A 15,916-nucleotide genomic window follows, 5' to 3' on the forward strand; every position below is an offset into this window, starting at 1 on the left:
GGGTGACAGGGAGGGACTAGCTGTCGGGCGTGACAGGTGGCAAGCGCGATCAGCCGAAGAGGCCCGCCGCCTGCGCCAGCACCCACAGGCCAATGACGAGGAACAGCCCCGCCGCAACCTTGCGCACGGTGTCGAGATTGACGCGCTTGAGCAGTTCGTGGCCGAGGAAGATCGCTGGAACATTGGCGATCATCATGCCCAGCGTCGTGCCGGCGGTAACCAGCGGCACGTTATGATATTGCGCGCCGAGCGCGATGGTCGCGACCTGCGTCTTGTCGCCCATCTCGACAAGGAAGAAGGCGATCAGCGTCGTCAGGAAGGCGCCGAAACGCGGCTTCGGCGCTTCGTCATCGTCGAACTTGTCGGGGATCAGCGTCCATGCCGCCATCGCAACGAACGACAGGCCGATCGCATAGCGAAAGACCGGGCTGTCGAGAAACGCCGCCGCCGATGCGCCGAGCAGCGCCGCAAGCGCATGGTTGGCAAGCGTCGCCACCAATATGCCGAGGATGATAGGCACCGGCCGGTTGAAGCGCGTTGCGAGTAGGATCGCGAGCAGCTGCGTCTTGTCACCGATCTCGGCGAGCGCGACGACGGCGGTCGAGGTAAACAGGGCTTCCATGAACGAACTCCGGGGCCGGGCGGCTAGCGAACTCCAACGGACACCGCGCCTTGCCGCCCGGCCCGGGCAGAAGGTTCGATGCCATTGGTCTCGCCCAAACGGTTTCCCGTTTCCACCGCACCACGATCTCTCGACCGAGTATGTTGACGCGGCGGCCCGTCGCGAACGACGGCTGGCTACTCCCCAGATGACGAGGGCGCGTTAGCGGGGTTGGCGGGGGCTGGCAAGGCTTTCGCTTCGGGAGTGGTCGCGGCGGCCGCCTTTTCGGCCTCGGCGATATTCGCATCCATCGCTTTTGCGCGCGCGTCGATTTCCTTCGCCGCCTTGTCATAGCGTTCGTCGAACGCCGGCTCGCTATGACAAGCCGCGAGCAACAACGGCAGCAGGATCAGCGCGCGGCGCATCAATAATCCTTGCGATAGCGAACGCTGACATTGGTCTGGTTCGACCCGCCCGCCTGGCTGAGGATCGACAGCGCGCGCGTCAGGCTGATCTCGAGCTGTGTCGCGGTATAGCCCTTCGCGTCGGTGATCACCTCCAGATAGATGTCCTTGGTGATATATTGCCCCGCCGCAAGCGCGGTACCACGGCCAGTCGTGTCGTCCGGACCGAGGACGCGCAATCGGTCGATCCCCGCCGCCGACTGGAGCGCACCGAGCGGGTTTAGCCCGCCGCCACCGCTGCTCAGCGTATTGAGCGACGCCGCGAGCTGCACCGCCTGCAACGGCGACAACGAGGTGATCGAATCGCCGAACAGGATGCGCGAGACGATCTCGTCCTGTGGCAGGCCGGGAACGCTCGAGAAGCTGACCTGCGGATTGCTTGCGCGGCCCGACACATTCACCGACACCGTCACATTGTCGAAGGTATCGCTTGCGAGCAGTTGCAACGCCGGGTCGAACGCGTCGCCGGTCGGGAAGGTCACACGGCCTTCCTCCAGCTCGAAGGAGCGGCCCGCAAAGCTCAAGGTTCCGCGCACCAGCTCGATCTGGCCGGTGACGCGCGGATTGACCGTCGTGCCCTTCAGCTGGATGTCGGCCTGCCATTCGGATTCCAGCCCCATGCCGGTCACATAGATTTCGTCGCCGGCGCGCAGGCGGATGTCGAGACGGATGAGGTCGAACAGGCTGCCGCCGACAGCCGCCAGCCCGTCGCCGCTGATCCGGCGGCGCCCCGTCGGCGGCTTGCGGCGTACGCCCATCAGCACCGGCACGCTCGCCGCGCCTTCGCGCACGATGCGATAGCGCGTTTCGGGGAGGCGAAGATCGCCCGAAAGCAGCGCGGTCTGCCCCGCGGCTTTTTCAAGGTTCAGCGTTCCGGTCGCGCGCGCCGCGATATTGTCGCTCCGCGCGAGCCGCGCGTTGTCGAGGGTCGCGCTGAGATTCATCGGATAGCCGTCGGCCTGCGACAGGCTGATATAGCCATTGGCCTTCACACTGCCGTCGCCCGCCGTCGCGGTGAGCTGTTCGATCTCCAGCCGGTTACCCGTAAAGCGCCCGTTGACGACCATATTGGTGAGCCGCGTCCCATAGGCCTGGTTCTCATAGGTCATGCCATTGCCGCGGATCACGCCGTTCAGGCACGGATCGTCGAGCCGGCAGCTGAAATCGGCGGCGACTGCAACGGGCCCGGAAACCCCCTGCCCGGCCGGTCCGGCGAAGGAATAAAGCGTGTCGGCGGGGCCGTTGTAGCGCAGCCCGCCGCTCAGCGGCGCGGCGCGAAGCCGCGTTATCCAGTCGCCCGCGCCGGGGCCGAGCGGGCTGAGCGAAGCCTGCAGCCGCCCGATCACGCTGCCGCGCTTGCGGACGACCGCGCGCGCCTCGCCCCCGTCGCTCAGCAGCTTGCCGGCAAAATTGATGTCGACCGGCTGGCTGACGGTCGCCGCCGTCGTCCGGGTAAAGCCGGTGATCGTCAGCCGCGCATCGGCGCGCGGGAAGGCGTCGGCGTTCGCCTGCTCGAAATCGATGCTGCCCGTCGCGCGGCCGCCAAGGCCGAGGCCGGGGTAGATCGCGTTCACGACCGCCATATTCGCGCGGTCGAGCCGGCTCTGGACCATGATCCCTTCGCCGAAGCGGCCGGCGACCCGCGCGCTGCTGCCGCGACCGAGATCGATCGTCGTCGGCAGCAGTTCATAGGAATCCTTGTGCGGAACGATCCGTGCCGGCGACGTCGTGCGGAAATTGACCCCTGTCGCGCGGCCCTGCACCGACGCGCGCCATAGCTGAGGCTGCAGATCGGCGTTGGCGGCGATGCGGAAGGGCAGGCCGCTTGTCCCCTCGACCAGCGCCTGCGCCTGCCCGCGCCCGTCGCGATAGTCGATCTTCACGCGCCCGACCGCGATGTCATAGGTGCGGATCTGGGTATCGGCGATCTGGATATCGGCGACGATCCGCGGTTTGTCGTACAAAACGACATCGGCGTCGACGATCGCCGATCCGACCGCGAGTTGCGCGGGGCCGGGCAACACGACATTGTTCGCGCGCACGTTGATCGCCGCCGCCTGATATTGCCCCTCGCCGCTCAGCCGCACGAGCCCGCCCAACCCCTGTCCCGAGGCGTCGAGCCGTCCCTCGAACGGACCGGCGGCAGTCTTCACCAGCCGGCCGTGGAATCCGATGCCCGACAGGTCGCCGCGCTCGACGTCGATCGTCAGCGGCCCCGCCGCGGTCAGCAGCACGACGTCGGCGGACAGCGGGCCATAATCGGTGTCGCCGGTCGCCGCGAGGCGATAGCCGTTCGGGGCGCCGTTGATCTTCGCGACCAGATTGGCCAGCCCGATACCCAGTCCCGGCCGGTCGGCGGTCACGACCGCGCGCGGATCGCTGATCGTCCCCGCAAGCTGAACCCCGACCGGACCATAGTCGGTCGAATTCGCCCGCGCGGCGAGCTGGATCTGCCCGTTCGGCGAATAGCTGCCCTGCCCGCCGGTCACGCGCAGTCGCGGCGCGGCGAGCCGCAGGTTGGCGAAGCGGATGATGCCGTCGGTGCCATAGCGGACATCGCCGCTCGCGACCGCATTGCCGCCCAGAAAATCGCGGACCCCCGAATTGAACAGCCGCGTCGACCGCGCGCGCACCTTGCCGACGATCTCGAACCCGCCGCGCGGCGCGGTTTTCAGATCGGCGTCGGTGTCGATGTCGAACAGCCCGACACTTTCGATGCGATAGTCATTGACCCGCCCGTCGATCGCCCCGGTGTAAAAACCCTTGTTGAGATCTGCGATCACGATCGCCTTGGCATCGATGCGCGGCGACCGCAGGCGCAGATTGTCGCTGAGGATACGTCCGTCCTTATAGGCGAGATCGCCGTCGAGCCGCACCTGCACCAGCGTTCCGCCCGCAACCGTGTCGAGCCCGCGGATGCGGACCGCGCGCCCGGCGACGGGCACATGGATCTGGTCGGCATCGACGCGCGCCTTGCCCGCAAGGCTCAGCGTCTCGACGACGATGTCGTTGAAGGCGAGCGCGTTCGCGTTCGCCTGATACTCGACCGTCGGCAGATCGAAGGCGCCGTCGAGCTTCGCGGTCGCGCGCAAGCCGTTGCCGCGCAGGTTCGGCGCCAGCGCCTCGGGGCGCAGCAGCACGAAGGCAAGGCTGAGCGCGTCATACCGGCTTTCGCCAAGGTCGAGCCCGCCGCTGATGCCGAGCCGGAAGGCGTCCGAAGACAGCCGCCCGTCAAGGTCGGCCTTGCGCTTGTCGAGCCGCGCGGTGACGTCGACCGCCGTCTCGCGGCTCAGCAGCGAAGCGACCGGCCCCTCGGCGAGCAGGCGCGACGCCTCGGTCGTTCCCTTTACGGCGAAGGTGCCGTCGCGAGCGGTCAACGTGAGCCGCGCGAGCGACGCGGTGCCGATGTTCGCGGTCAGCGCGCCGTCCCATTTCGTCCAGTCGCCGCGCCCACCGAGCTTCGCCGTGACCGGCTCCTTGAACCCGCCCATTGCCGCAAGAACGCCGCCCTGCGGAGCATTGAGGTCGAGCGTTGCGGCAAGCCGGTTCTTCTCGGGCACCGCGTCGAGGACGAGCGCCAGCCTGTCGCCCTTCGCCTTGCTGCCGATCGTTTCGGCATTCGCGGTGACTTGCGCGCGGCGGTCGGCGATCGCGATCTTGCCGTTCAGCGTCGCGACCTGCCGCTCGCCGGTGATCGCGGGCTCGAAGATCAGCCGGTCGATGCGCAAGGTTCGGACATCGATGTCGATATCGGGCAGCAGCGGCTCGCCGGTATAGGGCACCGGTTTGAAGGTCGGCAGCTTCTCGACCACCAGCGTCTTCGCGGTGGCCGAGCGGACGTCGATATGATTGCCGATATAAGCGAGGGGCCGCCAGTCGATCCTGAGTTCAGGCGACCGCACGAACACGCCCTTCGGGTCCGACAGGGTGAAATCGCGGATCACCATCTCGCTGAACAGCGATCCGTCGAGCCGGCCAATGCCGACCTTCATTCCGTTTTCGAACTGATATTTTTCGATCTGCGTCGCGACGAAGCGCCGTCCGGCATCGCTGTTCAGCCCGACGAGGAACAGCGCGACAAGCGCGATCAGGCTCAGGATCGCGATGCCGATCCATTTGGCGACCCGTAGCGCCAAGGGCGACTTCGCCTTTGCCGGGCTTTCGGAAACGATGGCGTCCTCTTCGGCCATCAGAAGGCCTGCCCGATCGACACATAGACGGTGACGCGCGCCTCGCCCGGCTTCCGGCCGATCGGCGTCGCGACGTCAAGGCGCATCGGGCCGAAATTGGTGTAGAAACGCCCGCCGATCCCTGCGCCGAACCGCATGTTCGAGAAATCGGGGGTCGAGCCGCGATAGACCTGTCCGGCATCGAGGAAGCCCACGATGCCGTAGTTGCCGAAACGGTAGCGCGCCTCGACCGCTGCCTCGTTCAGGCTGCGGCCGCCGATCGGGTTGTCGTCGGGATCCTTCGGGCCAAGCTGCTGATAGCCGAAACCACGCACCGAGCCGCCGCCACCGGCATAGAAGCGCCGCGACGGTGCCAGCCGCTCGCGCGCGGCGCCGATGATCGACCCGACGCGCACCCGCCCGGCAAGGACGATGCTGTCGGTCACCGGATAATAGCCGCTCGCGTCGACCTGTGTCCGCCCATAGGGCGAGAAACGGCCCGCGAGCGAGCCTTCGGGCTCGACCCGCGCGGTCACGCGAAAGCCTTTCGTCGGGTCGAGCAGGCTGTCGGTGCGGTCGATCCCGACCTGCCCGCTCAGCCCGAGAATCGTATAGAAATCATAGCTCCGCTGACCGAGCGTGAAATCATAGTCATCCTCGCGCGTCGCGATCAGCTCTGCGCCGAAGGCATAGGTCAGCTTCTTCTGCCAGATCGGCGTCGAGTCATAGCTCATCCGCGCCGCGACGCGGCCGGTGATCGCGTTGAAGGCATTGTACCGGCTCCGCGTCGCCTCGGTCACGACCTCGAACGTCCTGTCGCGCTTTCCGGCATTCGACCGCCGGAAGGTCGCGCTCAGCCCCTGCTCGTTCGTGCCGAGCACCCCGCGCCCGATCAGCGCGCCTTCGGGCGGGAAGAAGTTGCGGTGCGTCCAGCTCGCCTCGAGCCGGATACCCTGCCCGGTGCCGTAGCCCGCGCTCGCCGCGATCGTCCGCGGCGGCCCCGCCTGCTGCGTCACCAGCGTCGTCACATATTCGGTGTCGTCGCCGGCGCTTTCGCCGGTCTGCTGCGGCTCGACCGAGACCGTCGCGAACAGCCCGGTCGCGACGAGCGCCTGCCGCAGATCGTCGGCCATACGGCTGTCGTACAGATCGCCGCGCTTGAACCGCGCCAGCACGCCGACATGCTCCGCATCGAACGCCAGATCGCCGGTCGTCTCGATCCCGCCGAAGCGGCCGCGCGGGCCGATGTCGACCGGCAGCGTGTAGACGCCCTCGCCCGTATCGCCGTCGAGCAAGATGTCGCGCTGCCCGACCTTTGCGAAAGGATAGCCTTCCTGCGGCAGCTTCAACGCGATCGCCGCCTCCGCGCCCTGCACCCGCTGCGCGACGATCGGCTCGCCGATCGCGAGCGGGAAATTGTCGCTGATCAGCGTCGGCGGCACCGTCGGCTTCGCATCGATGACGATGTCGGACAAGGTGTAGCGCTTGCCCGGCTTCACATCGATCACCGCAGTGATCGCCCGGTTGCGCTGCGCCGCGCGGTCGGTCCCGGCGCTGCCCGTACCCGCCGCAGCGCCCGCTCCATTATCGGCCGCCTCGCCGCGGTCGATGCGCGTCTCGACGATCGCGTCATAATAGCCTTCGGAGGCAAGGATGCGCGACATCAGCTCGGAATCGGCACTCAACCGCGCGCGAAGCATCGCGATATTGTCGGCCTTGCCGTCGCCATCATACAACGCCGACAGATCGCCGAACAGGTCGGCCAGATCGACATCGGTGCTGTCATCGGGCGCCGCGAGCCCGTTGACCTTCACCGCATATTGGATCGTGCGCGTCTCGCTCGCATCCTCGGGCTCGGCGAACTCGACGGGCGTGACGTCGAAACTGTCGAGCGACGGCAGCGGCGCGGCAAGTTCGGTGTCGCTGATCGGTGCATCGCCGATCGCCTCGACCGCATCGCCGTCGGCCAACGCCGGAACCGGCGTCCCGTCGACCACGGGAACATCCGGAGATGGTGTGCCCGCGGCCGTGGCGGTCGCACCGGCATCCTTCGCTTTCGCCGCTTCGGCCTGACGCCGTTCGAAATCGGCGATCGATTCGAGCGGCTTGTCGAGTTCGGGATCATCCTCGGCGCTGATCGGCGGGATCGCAGCCTTGAATTCGTCGTCAGGAATGATCGGTTCGACCGCCGGCAGGTCCGCGTCGGGCGGCGGCGGTGTCGGAGCAACGATGTCGGGTGTGGCGTCCGTGGGCGCATCCTTGCCGAGCGTCGGCACGGTCGGCGGCGGCGCCACACTCTCCTGAGCGCCCGCGACCGCCGTCCAGGCAAGCCCGAACAGCGACGCCGACAGAATCAGCAATCGCCGGCGGCGTGCCAGCGAGGATGCACCATATTCGCGAGGATTTTCAATGTGACGCATCTGTTCCCGGCCGATGCGCTTTTGTGGCTCGCGAGGCGTAGCTGTGCAACCCGAATCTCCCCTGCTGCCGAGCCAACTCTCCGGCAATGGGACAGTTCCCGCCGATGCGATAGCCCGAGGATGAAGGATCAGCTGTCGGCGCCGAACAGGTCGCGGCTGTAGACCTTGTCGGCAACGTCGGCGAGTTCGTCTGTCACGCGGTTCGCGATGATGATATCGGCCTCGCTCTTGAACGCCGCCAGATCGCGGACGACGCGCGAATTGAATAGCCGGTCGTCCTCGATCAGCGGCTCGTAGACGATGACCTCGATCCCCTTCGCCTTCACGCGTTTCATGATGCCCAGGATGCTGCTGGCGCGGAAATTGTCCGACCCCGCCTTCATCGCCAGCCGGTGGATGCCGACGACGCGCGGGCGTTGCTTGATGATTTCGGACGCGATGAAATCCTTGCGCGTCGTGTTCGACGACACGATCGCGGCGATCAGATTTTGCGGCACATCCTTGTAATTGGCCAGCATCTGCTTCGTGTCCTTGGGCAGGCAATAGCCGCCGTAGCCAAAGGACGGATTGTTGTAGAAGCTGCCGATACGCGGATCGAGGCACACGCCTTCGATCACCTGCCGCGAATCGACGTCGTGCGTCGCGGCATAGGTGTCGAGTTCGTTGAAGAAGGCGACGCGCATCGCAAGATAGGTGTTGGCGAACAGCTTGATCGCCTCGGCCTCGGTATTGCCCGTCTGCAGGATCGCCGTCGCGGGCTCCAGCGAAGCGTCGAGCAGCAGTTTCGCGAAGGCGGCCGCCTTCGGATGCGTGTCGCCGACAATGATCCGTGAGGGATGAAGATTGTCATAGAGCGCGCGGCCTTCGCGCAGGAACTCGGGCGAAAAGACGATGGCGTCGCTGCCCAGCTCGGCGCGCAGCCGGTCGGTGAAGCCGACAGGCACGGTCGACTTGATGATGACGAGTGCCCCCGGCGCCAGCTTCAGCGCGTCGGCAACGACCGCTTCGACCGTCCGCGTGTTGAAATAATTGGTGTCGGGATCATAGTCGGTCGGAGTCGCGACGATCACGAAATCGGCGCCGGCGTAGGCTGCGTCGCGATCGGTCGTCGCGGTCAGATTGAGCGGCCGGTTCGCCAGATACTCCTCGATCTCGGGATCAGAGATCGGCGACTGGCGCCCGTTGATAAGCTCGACCTTGCGCGCATCGATATCGAGCGCAACGACCTCATTGTGCTGCGCGAGCAACACCGCGTTGGAAATACCGACATAGCCCGTGCCGACGACCGTGACTTTCGCAGGCGACGCCTGCTGCGCTTGTGCTTCGGGCAATGATCGATCCTCTGCTGGGTTGGGCGCCGTCCCTAGCAACTGCGGCCCAGCCGCTCAACCCGCGCGCCCGCTCAGGTGCCGCAGAAGGTTTTGTAAGGGCCGAACTCCGTCGGCGCGGGCGCCTCGAACAACGCCCATTCGTCTCGTCGGACATGCGGGTGGCGCACAACCTCGAGCAGTTCGCGCCACGCCGTCAGATCGCCCTCTTCGGACGCGCCGAGCGCCGCCTCGACCAGATGGTTGCGCGGAATATAGAGCGGGTTCACCGTATCCATCGCATCGGCGCGCTCCAGCGGCGCGTCGGTCTCGCGCGCCAGCCGTTCCCACCAGTCGGCGATCCACGGCACCATCGCGTCGGGATCGGGCAGTTGCGCTTCCAACTCTGCGCCATCGCCGCGCAGCATCGTCGCGAGCCCGCGGAAGAAGAGCGTGAAATCGACCTGATGGCGCTCGAGCTCGGCAAAGAGCGTGTCGAACAGCACGCTGTCGCCGTCATGAACCTCGGCCAGCCCCAGCTTTTTGCGGACCCTCGAATGCCACACCGCCGCAAAGCGCGCCGGCACTTCGGCGATCATCGCCTTGGCGGTCTCGACGTCGTTCGCATCGACCGCGTGGATCGCGGGCAACAGCGCCTCGGCAAAACGCGCCATGTTCCAGTGCATGATCTGCGGCTGCCGGCCATAGGCATAGCGGCCGTTCGCATCGATCGAGCTGAACACCGTGTTGGCGGCGAAACGGTCCATGAAGGCACATGGCCCATAATCGATCGTCTCGCCCGAAATCGCGACATTGTCGGTATTCATCACGCCATGGATGAACCCGACGCCCAGCCAGTGCGCGACCAACTCGCACTGCAACCCGATGACGCGTTCGAGCAGGGCAAGATGCGGGTTCGCGGCATCGGCCAGGTCGGGAAAGTGGCGCCGGATGCTGTAATCCGACAGCTGGACGACATGATCGGCACCGAAATGCGCGGCAAAGAACTGAAAAGTGCCGACACGGATATGGCTGCTTGCAACGCGCGTCAGCACCGCGCCCGGATGCGCCCGTTCGCGCTGGACGCGGTCGCCGGTTGCAACCGCGGCCAACGCGCGGGTCGTCGGCACACCCATCGCCGCCATGGCTTCGGACACCAGAAATTCGCGCAGCACCGGCCCGATCGCGGCCTTGCCGTCGCCGTTCCGCGAAAAGGGCGTCGGCCCCGATCCCTTCAGCTGCAGGTCGAAGCGCGCGCCGTCGGGCGCAATCACCTCACCCAGCAGCAGCGCCCGTCCGTCACCGAGCTGCGGCGAGAAATGCCCGAACTGGTGCCCGGCATAAGCGAGCGCGAGCGGATTGGCGCCGCCCGGCATTTCCTCGCCCGAAAAAATCCGCGCCAGTAGTTCGTCGCTCGCGCCATCCGCCGCGATCCCCAGCCGCACCGCCAGCGCGGGATTGAAGGCGAGCAGCGCGGGCGCTGAAGGCTTCGCCGCTTCGGCGGGGGCATAAAAGCCCTCCATCGCGTCATGAAAACTGTTGTCGAAAGCAAAATCCATGACGCCTATGTCAAGCGGCGCTGTACTGATTGCAACCCCGCTTGATCGGGATAGGATGCGCTCTGCACGCCTCGCCGATGGTCGCGGTTAACATCCTGTTTTCCCGAATATGACAATAGGGCGGGCAATGAAGCCAGCCGCTCTCCGACCGGCCTTGCAGCACAGGAGCAACAATGAAGGTCTTTGTCACCGGCGGAGCGGGCTATATCGGCAGCCACACGCTGGTTCAGCTGCTCGCCGCAGGCCATGAGGTCTGCGTCTTCGACAATTATTGCAACAGCTCGCCAGCGGCGCTCGCCCGTGTGCGCCAGCTCACCAATCGCGACCTGACGGCGATCGACGGCGACATCCGCGACGCCGACGCGCTCACCCGAGCGCTCGCCGACTTCGCACCCGACGCGGTCATCCATTTCGCAGGATTGAAGGCCGTCGGAGAATCGAACGCGATGCCGCTCGCCTATTATCAGACCAATGTCACCGGGACGATGAACCTGCTCGCCGCGATGGACGCCGCAGAATGCCGCCGCATCGTCTTTTCCTCGTCGGCGACCGTCTATGGCGAAGCGCGCTATCTGCCCTTCGACGAAGATCATCCGGTCGCGCCGACCAATCCCTATGGCCGCACCAAGGCGATGGCCGAGGGCGTAATTGCCGACTGGGCGACCGCGACTCCCGCCGCCTCGGCGGTGCTGCTGCGCTATTTCAACCCTGTCGGCGCGCATGAATCGGGCCGCATCGGCGAAGATCCGCAGGGCATTCCGAACAATCTGATGCCCTTCGTTGCGCAGGTCGCGGTTGGCCGGCGCGACAAGCTCGCTATTTTCGGCGACGATTATGAGACGCGCGACGGCACCGGCGAGCGCGACTATATCCATGTCGTCGACCTTGCCGCCGCGCATCTTGCGGCGATCGGCTACGCCGCGCGCGCCGAGGGGTGTCAGGCGATCAACGTCGGCACCGGTCAGGGAATCACCGTGAAGGAACTCGTTGCGGCCTATGAGCGCGCCTGCGGTCATCCGATCGCTTATGAGGTCGCACCGCGCCGCCCCGGCGACGTCGCGAGCAGCTATGCCGCGACCGACAAGGCCGAACGGCTCCTCCAGTGGCGCACCGCGCTCGACGTCGATGCGATGTGCGCCTCGTCATGGCGCTGGCAGTCGGAGAATCCCGACGGTTATCCGGGCGGGGCGGAGGACTGACCATGGCCATTCTCGTCACCGGGATCGCCGGCTTCATCGGCATGCAGACTGCGGCAGCGCTGCTCGAACGCGGCGAGACCGTGATCGGCATCGACAATTTCAACGACTATTATTCCGTCGCGCTGAAAGAGGCGCGCGTGGCGGAGCTTGAGCGAATCGCGGGCGGACGCCTGACGATCCACCGCGTCGATATCGGCGACGAGGCAGCGCTGACCGCAGCGCTAGATGGCGCGGACTTCGACCGCATCACCCACCTCGCCGCGCAGGCGGGCGTGCGCTATTCGCTCGAAAACCCCGCCGCCTATGTGCGATCGAACCTCGCGGGTCATGTGAATATCCTGGAGATCGCGCGCTACCGCGGCGTTCGCCATCTCGTCTACGCCTCCTCCTCGTCGGTCTATGGTGCGAACAAGGCGATGCCCTTCCGCGTCGAGGATCGCGTCGACCATCCGGTCTCGCTCTATGCCGCGACCAAGCGCGCCGACGAACTGATCAGCGAAACCTACGCGCACCTGTTTCGCGTGCCGCAGACCGGCCTTCGCTTCTTCACCGTCTATGGCCCATGGGGCCGCCCCGACATGGCGCTGTGGAAATTCACCGCGAACATCCTCGCGGGCAAGCCGATCGACGTCTATAATCACGGCGATATGCAGCGCGATTTCACCTATATCGACGACATCGTCGCCGGGGTGCTCGCCAGCCTCGACGCCCCGCCCGTCGATGACGGCAAGGAAAAGGCGGGCGGCTTCACCACTCCGCACCGACTCTACAACATCGGCAACAACCGGCCCGAACCGTTGATGGAACTGATCAAGGCGATCGAGGCGGCGTGCAACCGCAAGGCGGACCTCAATCTGATGCCGATGCAGGACGGCGATGTTTACGCCACCTATGCCGACATCGACGCGATCCAGAGCGAACTCGGCTATGCGCCTGCGACGCCGATCGCCGTGGGCGTCCCGAACTTCGTGCAATGGTTCCGCGAATATAGCGGCTGACCGTCCACCGTTCCCGGCTCTCCGATCGCCTCCGTTTCGAACACCCCTTATTGCATTGCAGCAAATCGCAGCTAAGTGGGGGTGCTCATTGGGGATTTAGAGATTTCATGGCCGGGCGGATCATTTTTGCGGAAGTCAGCAAGGTCCGGCATTACCATTCGACGGTGATGAACGGTTTCGTGAAGGCGTGGTACCATGTCGGCGCCGATCGCCGCTGGGGCCGCCCGATCGTCTATGCACACCATTCGTTCGTCGACGCGCTGAACGCCGATGTGCGCGAGCGGATCGACATCGTCCCGATCGACGTGATCGACCCCGACAAACGCCAGATCCTCCGCAAATCGCTGCACGAAGCGCTGACCACGCTGCGCCTGATCCGCAAGGCCGGCCCCGAAGACACGCTGATCATCACCACCATCTTTCCTTCGGCGATGCCGATTGTCGAGCTGGCGGCGAAGCTGCTGCGGCGCAAGAATGTGGTCATCCTGCAACATAGCGAGGTCGAGGAAGCCTGCACCGACGTCGATCCGAAGCTCGGCTCCTACGGCCATGCGAACCTGATCTGGCACCGCATACGGCCCGCCGGCTCGTGGATTCGCGTTGCCGTCCTCGGCAGCTGGATCGCCAACGCGATGCGCCGGCGCTTCCCGCGCTCCTTCGCGCGCCAGGACATAGTCGCGATCCCGATGCCGGTCGAACCCTATGCCCACCCGCGCCGGATCGCGCAGGACCACATCTTCCGCTGCGGTTTCATCGGCTTCAACACGCCCGCGAAGGGCTACGAGATTTTTGAATCGCTCTCGCGAAGCGTGACCGACATCGATTTCTTCCAGATCGGCGCCGGCAAGTCGCTCGACATCCGCACCGGCACCTTTGATGCTCTGCGGTCGGCCGAAGATTTCATGGACGCGCTCTCGGCCTGCGACGTTGCGGTGATGCCCAACACCTCGGGATACGACTTCACCTTGTCGGCTGCGGCGACCGACGCTATTTCGGCAGGTGCGCATTTGCTGACATCGAACCGGGGCTGCTATCGGGCACTCAGGGACGAATTCGGACCCGAATGTGTCACGATATGCGATAATGAGCAGCAAATGCAGGATTTTCTGACAGACACCGACTGGCGCGCGCGCATATTGGCGACCCGCGACGCCCGTCTGGCGCGAATCGAACAGGCCGAATTCAGCCTTTCGAACGTCGGCAAATCGCTTGAGGATCTGATGATTTTGCCCACGCCCCTCCCGTCGAGCCCTGCCCCCGAAAGCCAGGCCGCACGCGTCCGATAGTTTCTATTCGGGTGAGCCGATGGCCGCCCCCTCCCCCCATCTCAAGGACTTCTCCCATGTCTCTCGCGTCGATCGCCAAGAAACCGATCAAGAAAGTCTTCACGGCGATGCCGATCCTCGACGTGCTGTCGCGGCGGTTTCTCTACAAGCGCGTCTATCCGCGGCTCTTCTTCCACGAGCCCGAGATGCGTTTCTTCTACAACCTGCCGAAGGGCAGCTTCGACGTCGTCGTCGACATCGGCGCCGCAATGGGTTCCTTCTGCTGGATCCTCGAAGGGCGCTCGAACAAGATCTATGCGTTCGAACCCGGCCGCATCCATAACAAATGCCTGAACGAGGCGAGCTTCGGCACCAATATCGAGGTGATCCGCGCCGCCGTCGGCAGCGGACCGGGCACTGTGAACCTCTACACGCCGGGATCGGATTCGACCGACCGCTATTGCGCGAGCGTCAGCGCCGCCAATCCGGTGACGCAGGCCGCCGACGCGCTGGTCGACGAAGTGCCGCAGATCGCGATCGACGATTATATGGCCGAGCATCTCGAACCCGGCCGTTCGATCGATTTCTTCAAGGTCGATATCGAAGGCTATGAGTTCGAAGCCTTCAAGGGCGCGCGCAAGACGCTGGAGACGCACCATCCGCTGATCATCGCGGAGATCGAGGAGCGTCATAACCCCGATTATCGCGACGTATTCCGCTTCCTCGCCGACCTCGGCTACAGCGCCTACACTTATCGCGACGGCCGTTTCACGCCGCACGACGGCGAGAATATCGAGGCGCAGCAGCGCCCCGAAGACCTCGAAAAGCGCCTGCACGGCGGCCCCGACGAGCTTAGCGCCTACGTCAACAACTTCATCTTCATGCACCCCCAGTCCAAGGTAAAGATCCCCGTATGAGCAAGGAAATCAGCAAGATCTACGTCACCGGTTCGGCCGGCATGATCGGGTCGAACCTGTGCGCCACCTTGCTCGCGCAGGGTCATGAGGTCGTCGGCGTCGACAATCTGTGGCGCGGATCGACCGCGAACATGACCGAGTTTCTGGAGCATCCCCGCTTCAGCTTCCGCCATGCCGATATCGCCGCCGACCGCGACTGGTATATCGACATGGATGCGGATTCGGTCATCGTCCACACCGCCGACATCGTCGCAGGCATCGGCTACGTCTTTTCGAACGAGTGGGCGATCTTCCAGAAGAACGTCCTCATCAACACGCAGATCGCGCGTCTCGTTCGCGAGTACAAGCCGCGCCAGCTCATCTACCTCGGCACCGCCTGTTCCTATCCGCAGGGCCTGCAGCGGTCGGTCGACGATTCGGTGCTGCGTGAATCGCTCAAATTCCCGGCCGATCCCGAATCGGGCTATGGCTGGAGCAAGCTGATCGGCGAGATCGAATTCTCGCTCGCGCTGCAGAACGCGCCGACCCAGCTCACCGTGCTCGACCTGCACAATGTCTATGGCTGGCCGTGCGTCTACGACCAGCCGACGTCGCAGGTCATTCCCTCGCTGATCTACAAGGCGCTGACCTCGACCGACGGCAGCATCAGCGTCTGGGGCGACGGCATGCAGGGCCGCGCCTTCCTCCACGTTCGCGACGTCGTCGCGGGCGTGACCAAAGCGATCGGCCTGACCGGCGAAAAGCGCAACATCATGCTTGGCCCCGATCACTGCACGACGATCCGCACGGTCGCCGAGTTGATCCTCGAACACCCCGGCGTTCGCGTCGAGACGATCAACTATGACACGAGCAAGCCGACCGGCGACATCGGCCGCTTCGCCGATACCGCGGTCGCGCGCGACGTGCTGGGTTGGGAAGTCTCGGTCCCGTTCCGCGAGGGCTTGCACGAGCTGATCGATCAGGTCATCGATCATCGGTCCAAGAACAACCGCGCCTGACGCCTTCCGATCGAGCACC

General features: G+C 65.2%; 11 protein-coding genes and 1 riboswitch. Of the genes, 5 read left to right on the top strand and 6 right to left on the bottom strand.

Annotated elements, in window-relative coordinates; translation table 11 throughout:
* Window positions 1-49: 49 nt before the first annotated feature.
* The 6 genes from ACQY80_RS00090 to ACQY80_RS00115 form a co-directional block, all read right to left on the bottom strand.
* Window positions 50-622: a TMEM165/GDT1 family protein gene (locus ACQY80_RS00090; protein WP_428682414.1), complete on the bottom strand. Its 573-nt coding sequence runs from the start codon at window positions 620-622 to the stop codon at window positions 50-52.
* A gap of 18 nt (window positions 623-640) precedes the next feature.
* A riboswitch (yybP-ykoY riboswitch) is annotated at window positions 641-820 on the bottom strand.
* Window positions 799-1,026 carry a hypothetical protein gene (locus tag ACQY80_RS00095; RefSeq protein ID WP_428682416.1) on the bottom strand — a complete coding sequence of 76 codons (228 nt, stop codon included), beginning with the start codon at window positions 1,024-1,026 and terminating at the stop codon, window positions 799-801. Its footprint overlaps the riboswitch before it by 22 nt.
* Complete coding sequence (locus ACQY80_RS00100) at window positions 1,026-5,255, bottom strand: translocation/assembly module TamB domain-containing protein (protein WP_428682418.1); 4,230 nt, start codon at window positions 5,253-5,255, stop codon at window positions 1,026-1,028. Before ACQY80_RS00100 ends, ACQY80_RS00095 begins: the two co-directional genes overlap by 1 nt.
* Window positions 5,255-7,654: an autotransporter assembly complex protein TamA gene (locus ACQY80_RS00105; RefSeq protein ID WP_428682420.1), complete on the bottom strand. Its 2,400-nt coding sequence runs from the start codon at window positions 7,652-7,654 to the stop codon at window positions 5,255-5,257. The genes ACQY80_RS00100 and ACQY80_RS00105 overlap by 1 nt, the downstream gene beginning before the upstream one ends.
* Window positions 7,655-7,782: 128 nt before the next feature.
* The gene (locus ACQY80_RS00110) at window positions 7,783-8,985 is read right to left on the bottom strand and encodes a nucleotide sugar dehydrogenase (protein WP_428682422.1); all 1,203 of its coding nucleotides are present in this window, start codon (window positions 8,983-8,985) and stop codon (window positions 7,783-7,785) included.
* A gap of 71 nt (window positions 8,986-9,056) precedes the next feature.
* On the bottom strand, window positions 9,057-10,520 hold the full coding sequence (locus ACQY80_RS00115) for a protein adenylyltransferase SelO (RefSeq protein ID WP_428682424.1): 1,464 nt from the start codon (window positions 10,518-10,520) through the stop codon (window positions 9,057-9,059).
* A 173-nt stretch (window positions 10,521-10,693) separates the two neighbouring features.
* On the opposite strand from ACQY80_RS00115, the gene galE reads away from it, so the two are divergent.
* The 5 genes from galE to ACQY80_RS00140 all read left to right on the top strand — a co-directional run bounded on the left by galE (window position 10,694) and on the right by ACQY80_RS00140 (window position 15,897).
* On the top strand, window positions 10,694-11,719 hold the full coding sequence (gene galE, locus ACQY80_RS00120) for a UDP-glucose 4-epimerase GalE (RefSeq protein ID WP_428682426.1): 1,026 nt from the start codon (window positions 10,694-10,696) through the stop codon (window positions 11,717-11,719).
* A 2-nt stretch (window positions 11,720-11,721) separates the two neighbouring features.
* Window positions 11,722-12,717, top strand: coding sequence for an NAD-dependent epimerase/dehydratase family protein (locus ACQY80_RS00125; protein WP_428682428.1), 996 nt, complete (start codon window positions 11,722-11,724; stop codon window positions 12,715-12,717).
* A 107-nt stretch (window positions 12,718-12,824) separates the two neighbouring features.
* Complete coding sequence (locus ACQY80_RS00130; RefSeq protein ID WP_428682430.1) at window positions 12,825-14,003, top strand: hypothetical protein; 1,179 nt, start codon at window positions 12,825-12,827, stop codon at window positions 14,001-14,003.
* Window positions 14,004-14,059: 56 nt separating this feature from the next.
* Entirely contained in the window at window positions 14,060-14,899 is an 840-nt protein-coding gene (locus tag ACQY80_RS00135; RefSeq protein ID WP_428682432.1) for an FkbM family methyltransferase, read from the top strand.
* A complete protein-coding gene (locus tag ACQY80_RS00140) occupies window positions 14,896-15,897 on the top strand; it encodes an NAD-dependent epimerase/dehydratase family protein (protein WP_428682434.1) in 1,002 nt (333 codons plus the stop codon). The genes ACQY80_RS00135 and ACQY80_RS00140 overlap by 4 nt, the downstream gene beginning before the upstream one ends.
* The last annotated feature ends 19 nt before the right edge of the window (window positions 15,898-15,916 follow it).

It is taken from the genome of Sphingopyxis sp., assembly GCF_965279755.1.
In the GTDB taxonomy this organism is placed as follows: Bacteria; Pseudomonadota; Alphaproteobacteria; order Sphingomonadales; family Sphingomonadaceae; genus Sphingopyxis.

Excerpts from the sequence above, each read along its gene's own strand:
- ACQY80_RS00135 (WP_428682432.1), top strand. The coding sequence starts at position 14,060 with ATGTCTCTCGCGTCGATCGCCAAGAAACCGATCAAGAAAGTCTTCACG.
- galE (WP_428682426.1), top strand. The coding sequence starts at position 10,694 with ATGAAGGTCTTTGTCACCGGCGGAGCGGGCTATATCGGCAGCCACACG.
- ACQY80_RS00100 (WP_428682418.1), bottom strand. The coding sequence starts at position 5,255 with ATGGCCGAAGAGGACGCCATCGTTTCCGAAAGCCCGGCAAAGGCGAAG.
- ACQY80_RS00090 (WP_428682414.1), bottom strand. The coding sequence starts at position 622 with ATGGAAGCCCTGTTTACCTCGACCGCCGTCGTCGCGCTCGCCGAGATC.
- ACQY80_RS00095 (WP_428682416.1), bottom strand. The coding sequence starts at position 1,026 with ATGCGCCGCGCGCTGATCCTGCTGCCGTTGTTGCTCGCGGCTTGTCAT.
- ACQY80_RS00140 (WP_428682434.1), top strand. The coding sequence starts at position 14,896 with ATGAGCAAGGAAATCAGCAAGATCTACGTCACCGGTTCGGCCGGCATG.
- ACQY80_RS00115 (WP_428682424.1), bottom strand. The coding sequence starts at position 10,520 with ATGGATTTTGCTTTCGACAACAGTTTTCATGACGCGATGGAGGGCTTT.
- ACQY80_RS00130 (WP_428682430.1), top strand. The coding sequence starts at position 12,825 with ATGGCCGGGCGGATCATTTTTGCGGAAGTCAGCAAGGTCCGGCATTAC.
- ACQY80_RS00125 (WP_428682428.1), top strand. The coding sequence starts at position 11,722 with ATGGCCATTCTCGTCACCGGGATCGCCGGCTTCATCGGCATGCAGACT.
- ACQY80_RS00105 (WP_428682420.1), bottom strand. The coding sequence starts at position 7,654 with ATGCGTCACATTGAAAATCCTCGCGAATATGGTGCATCCTCGCTGGCA.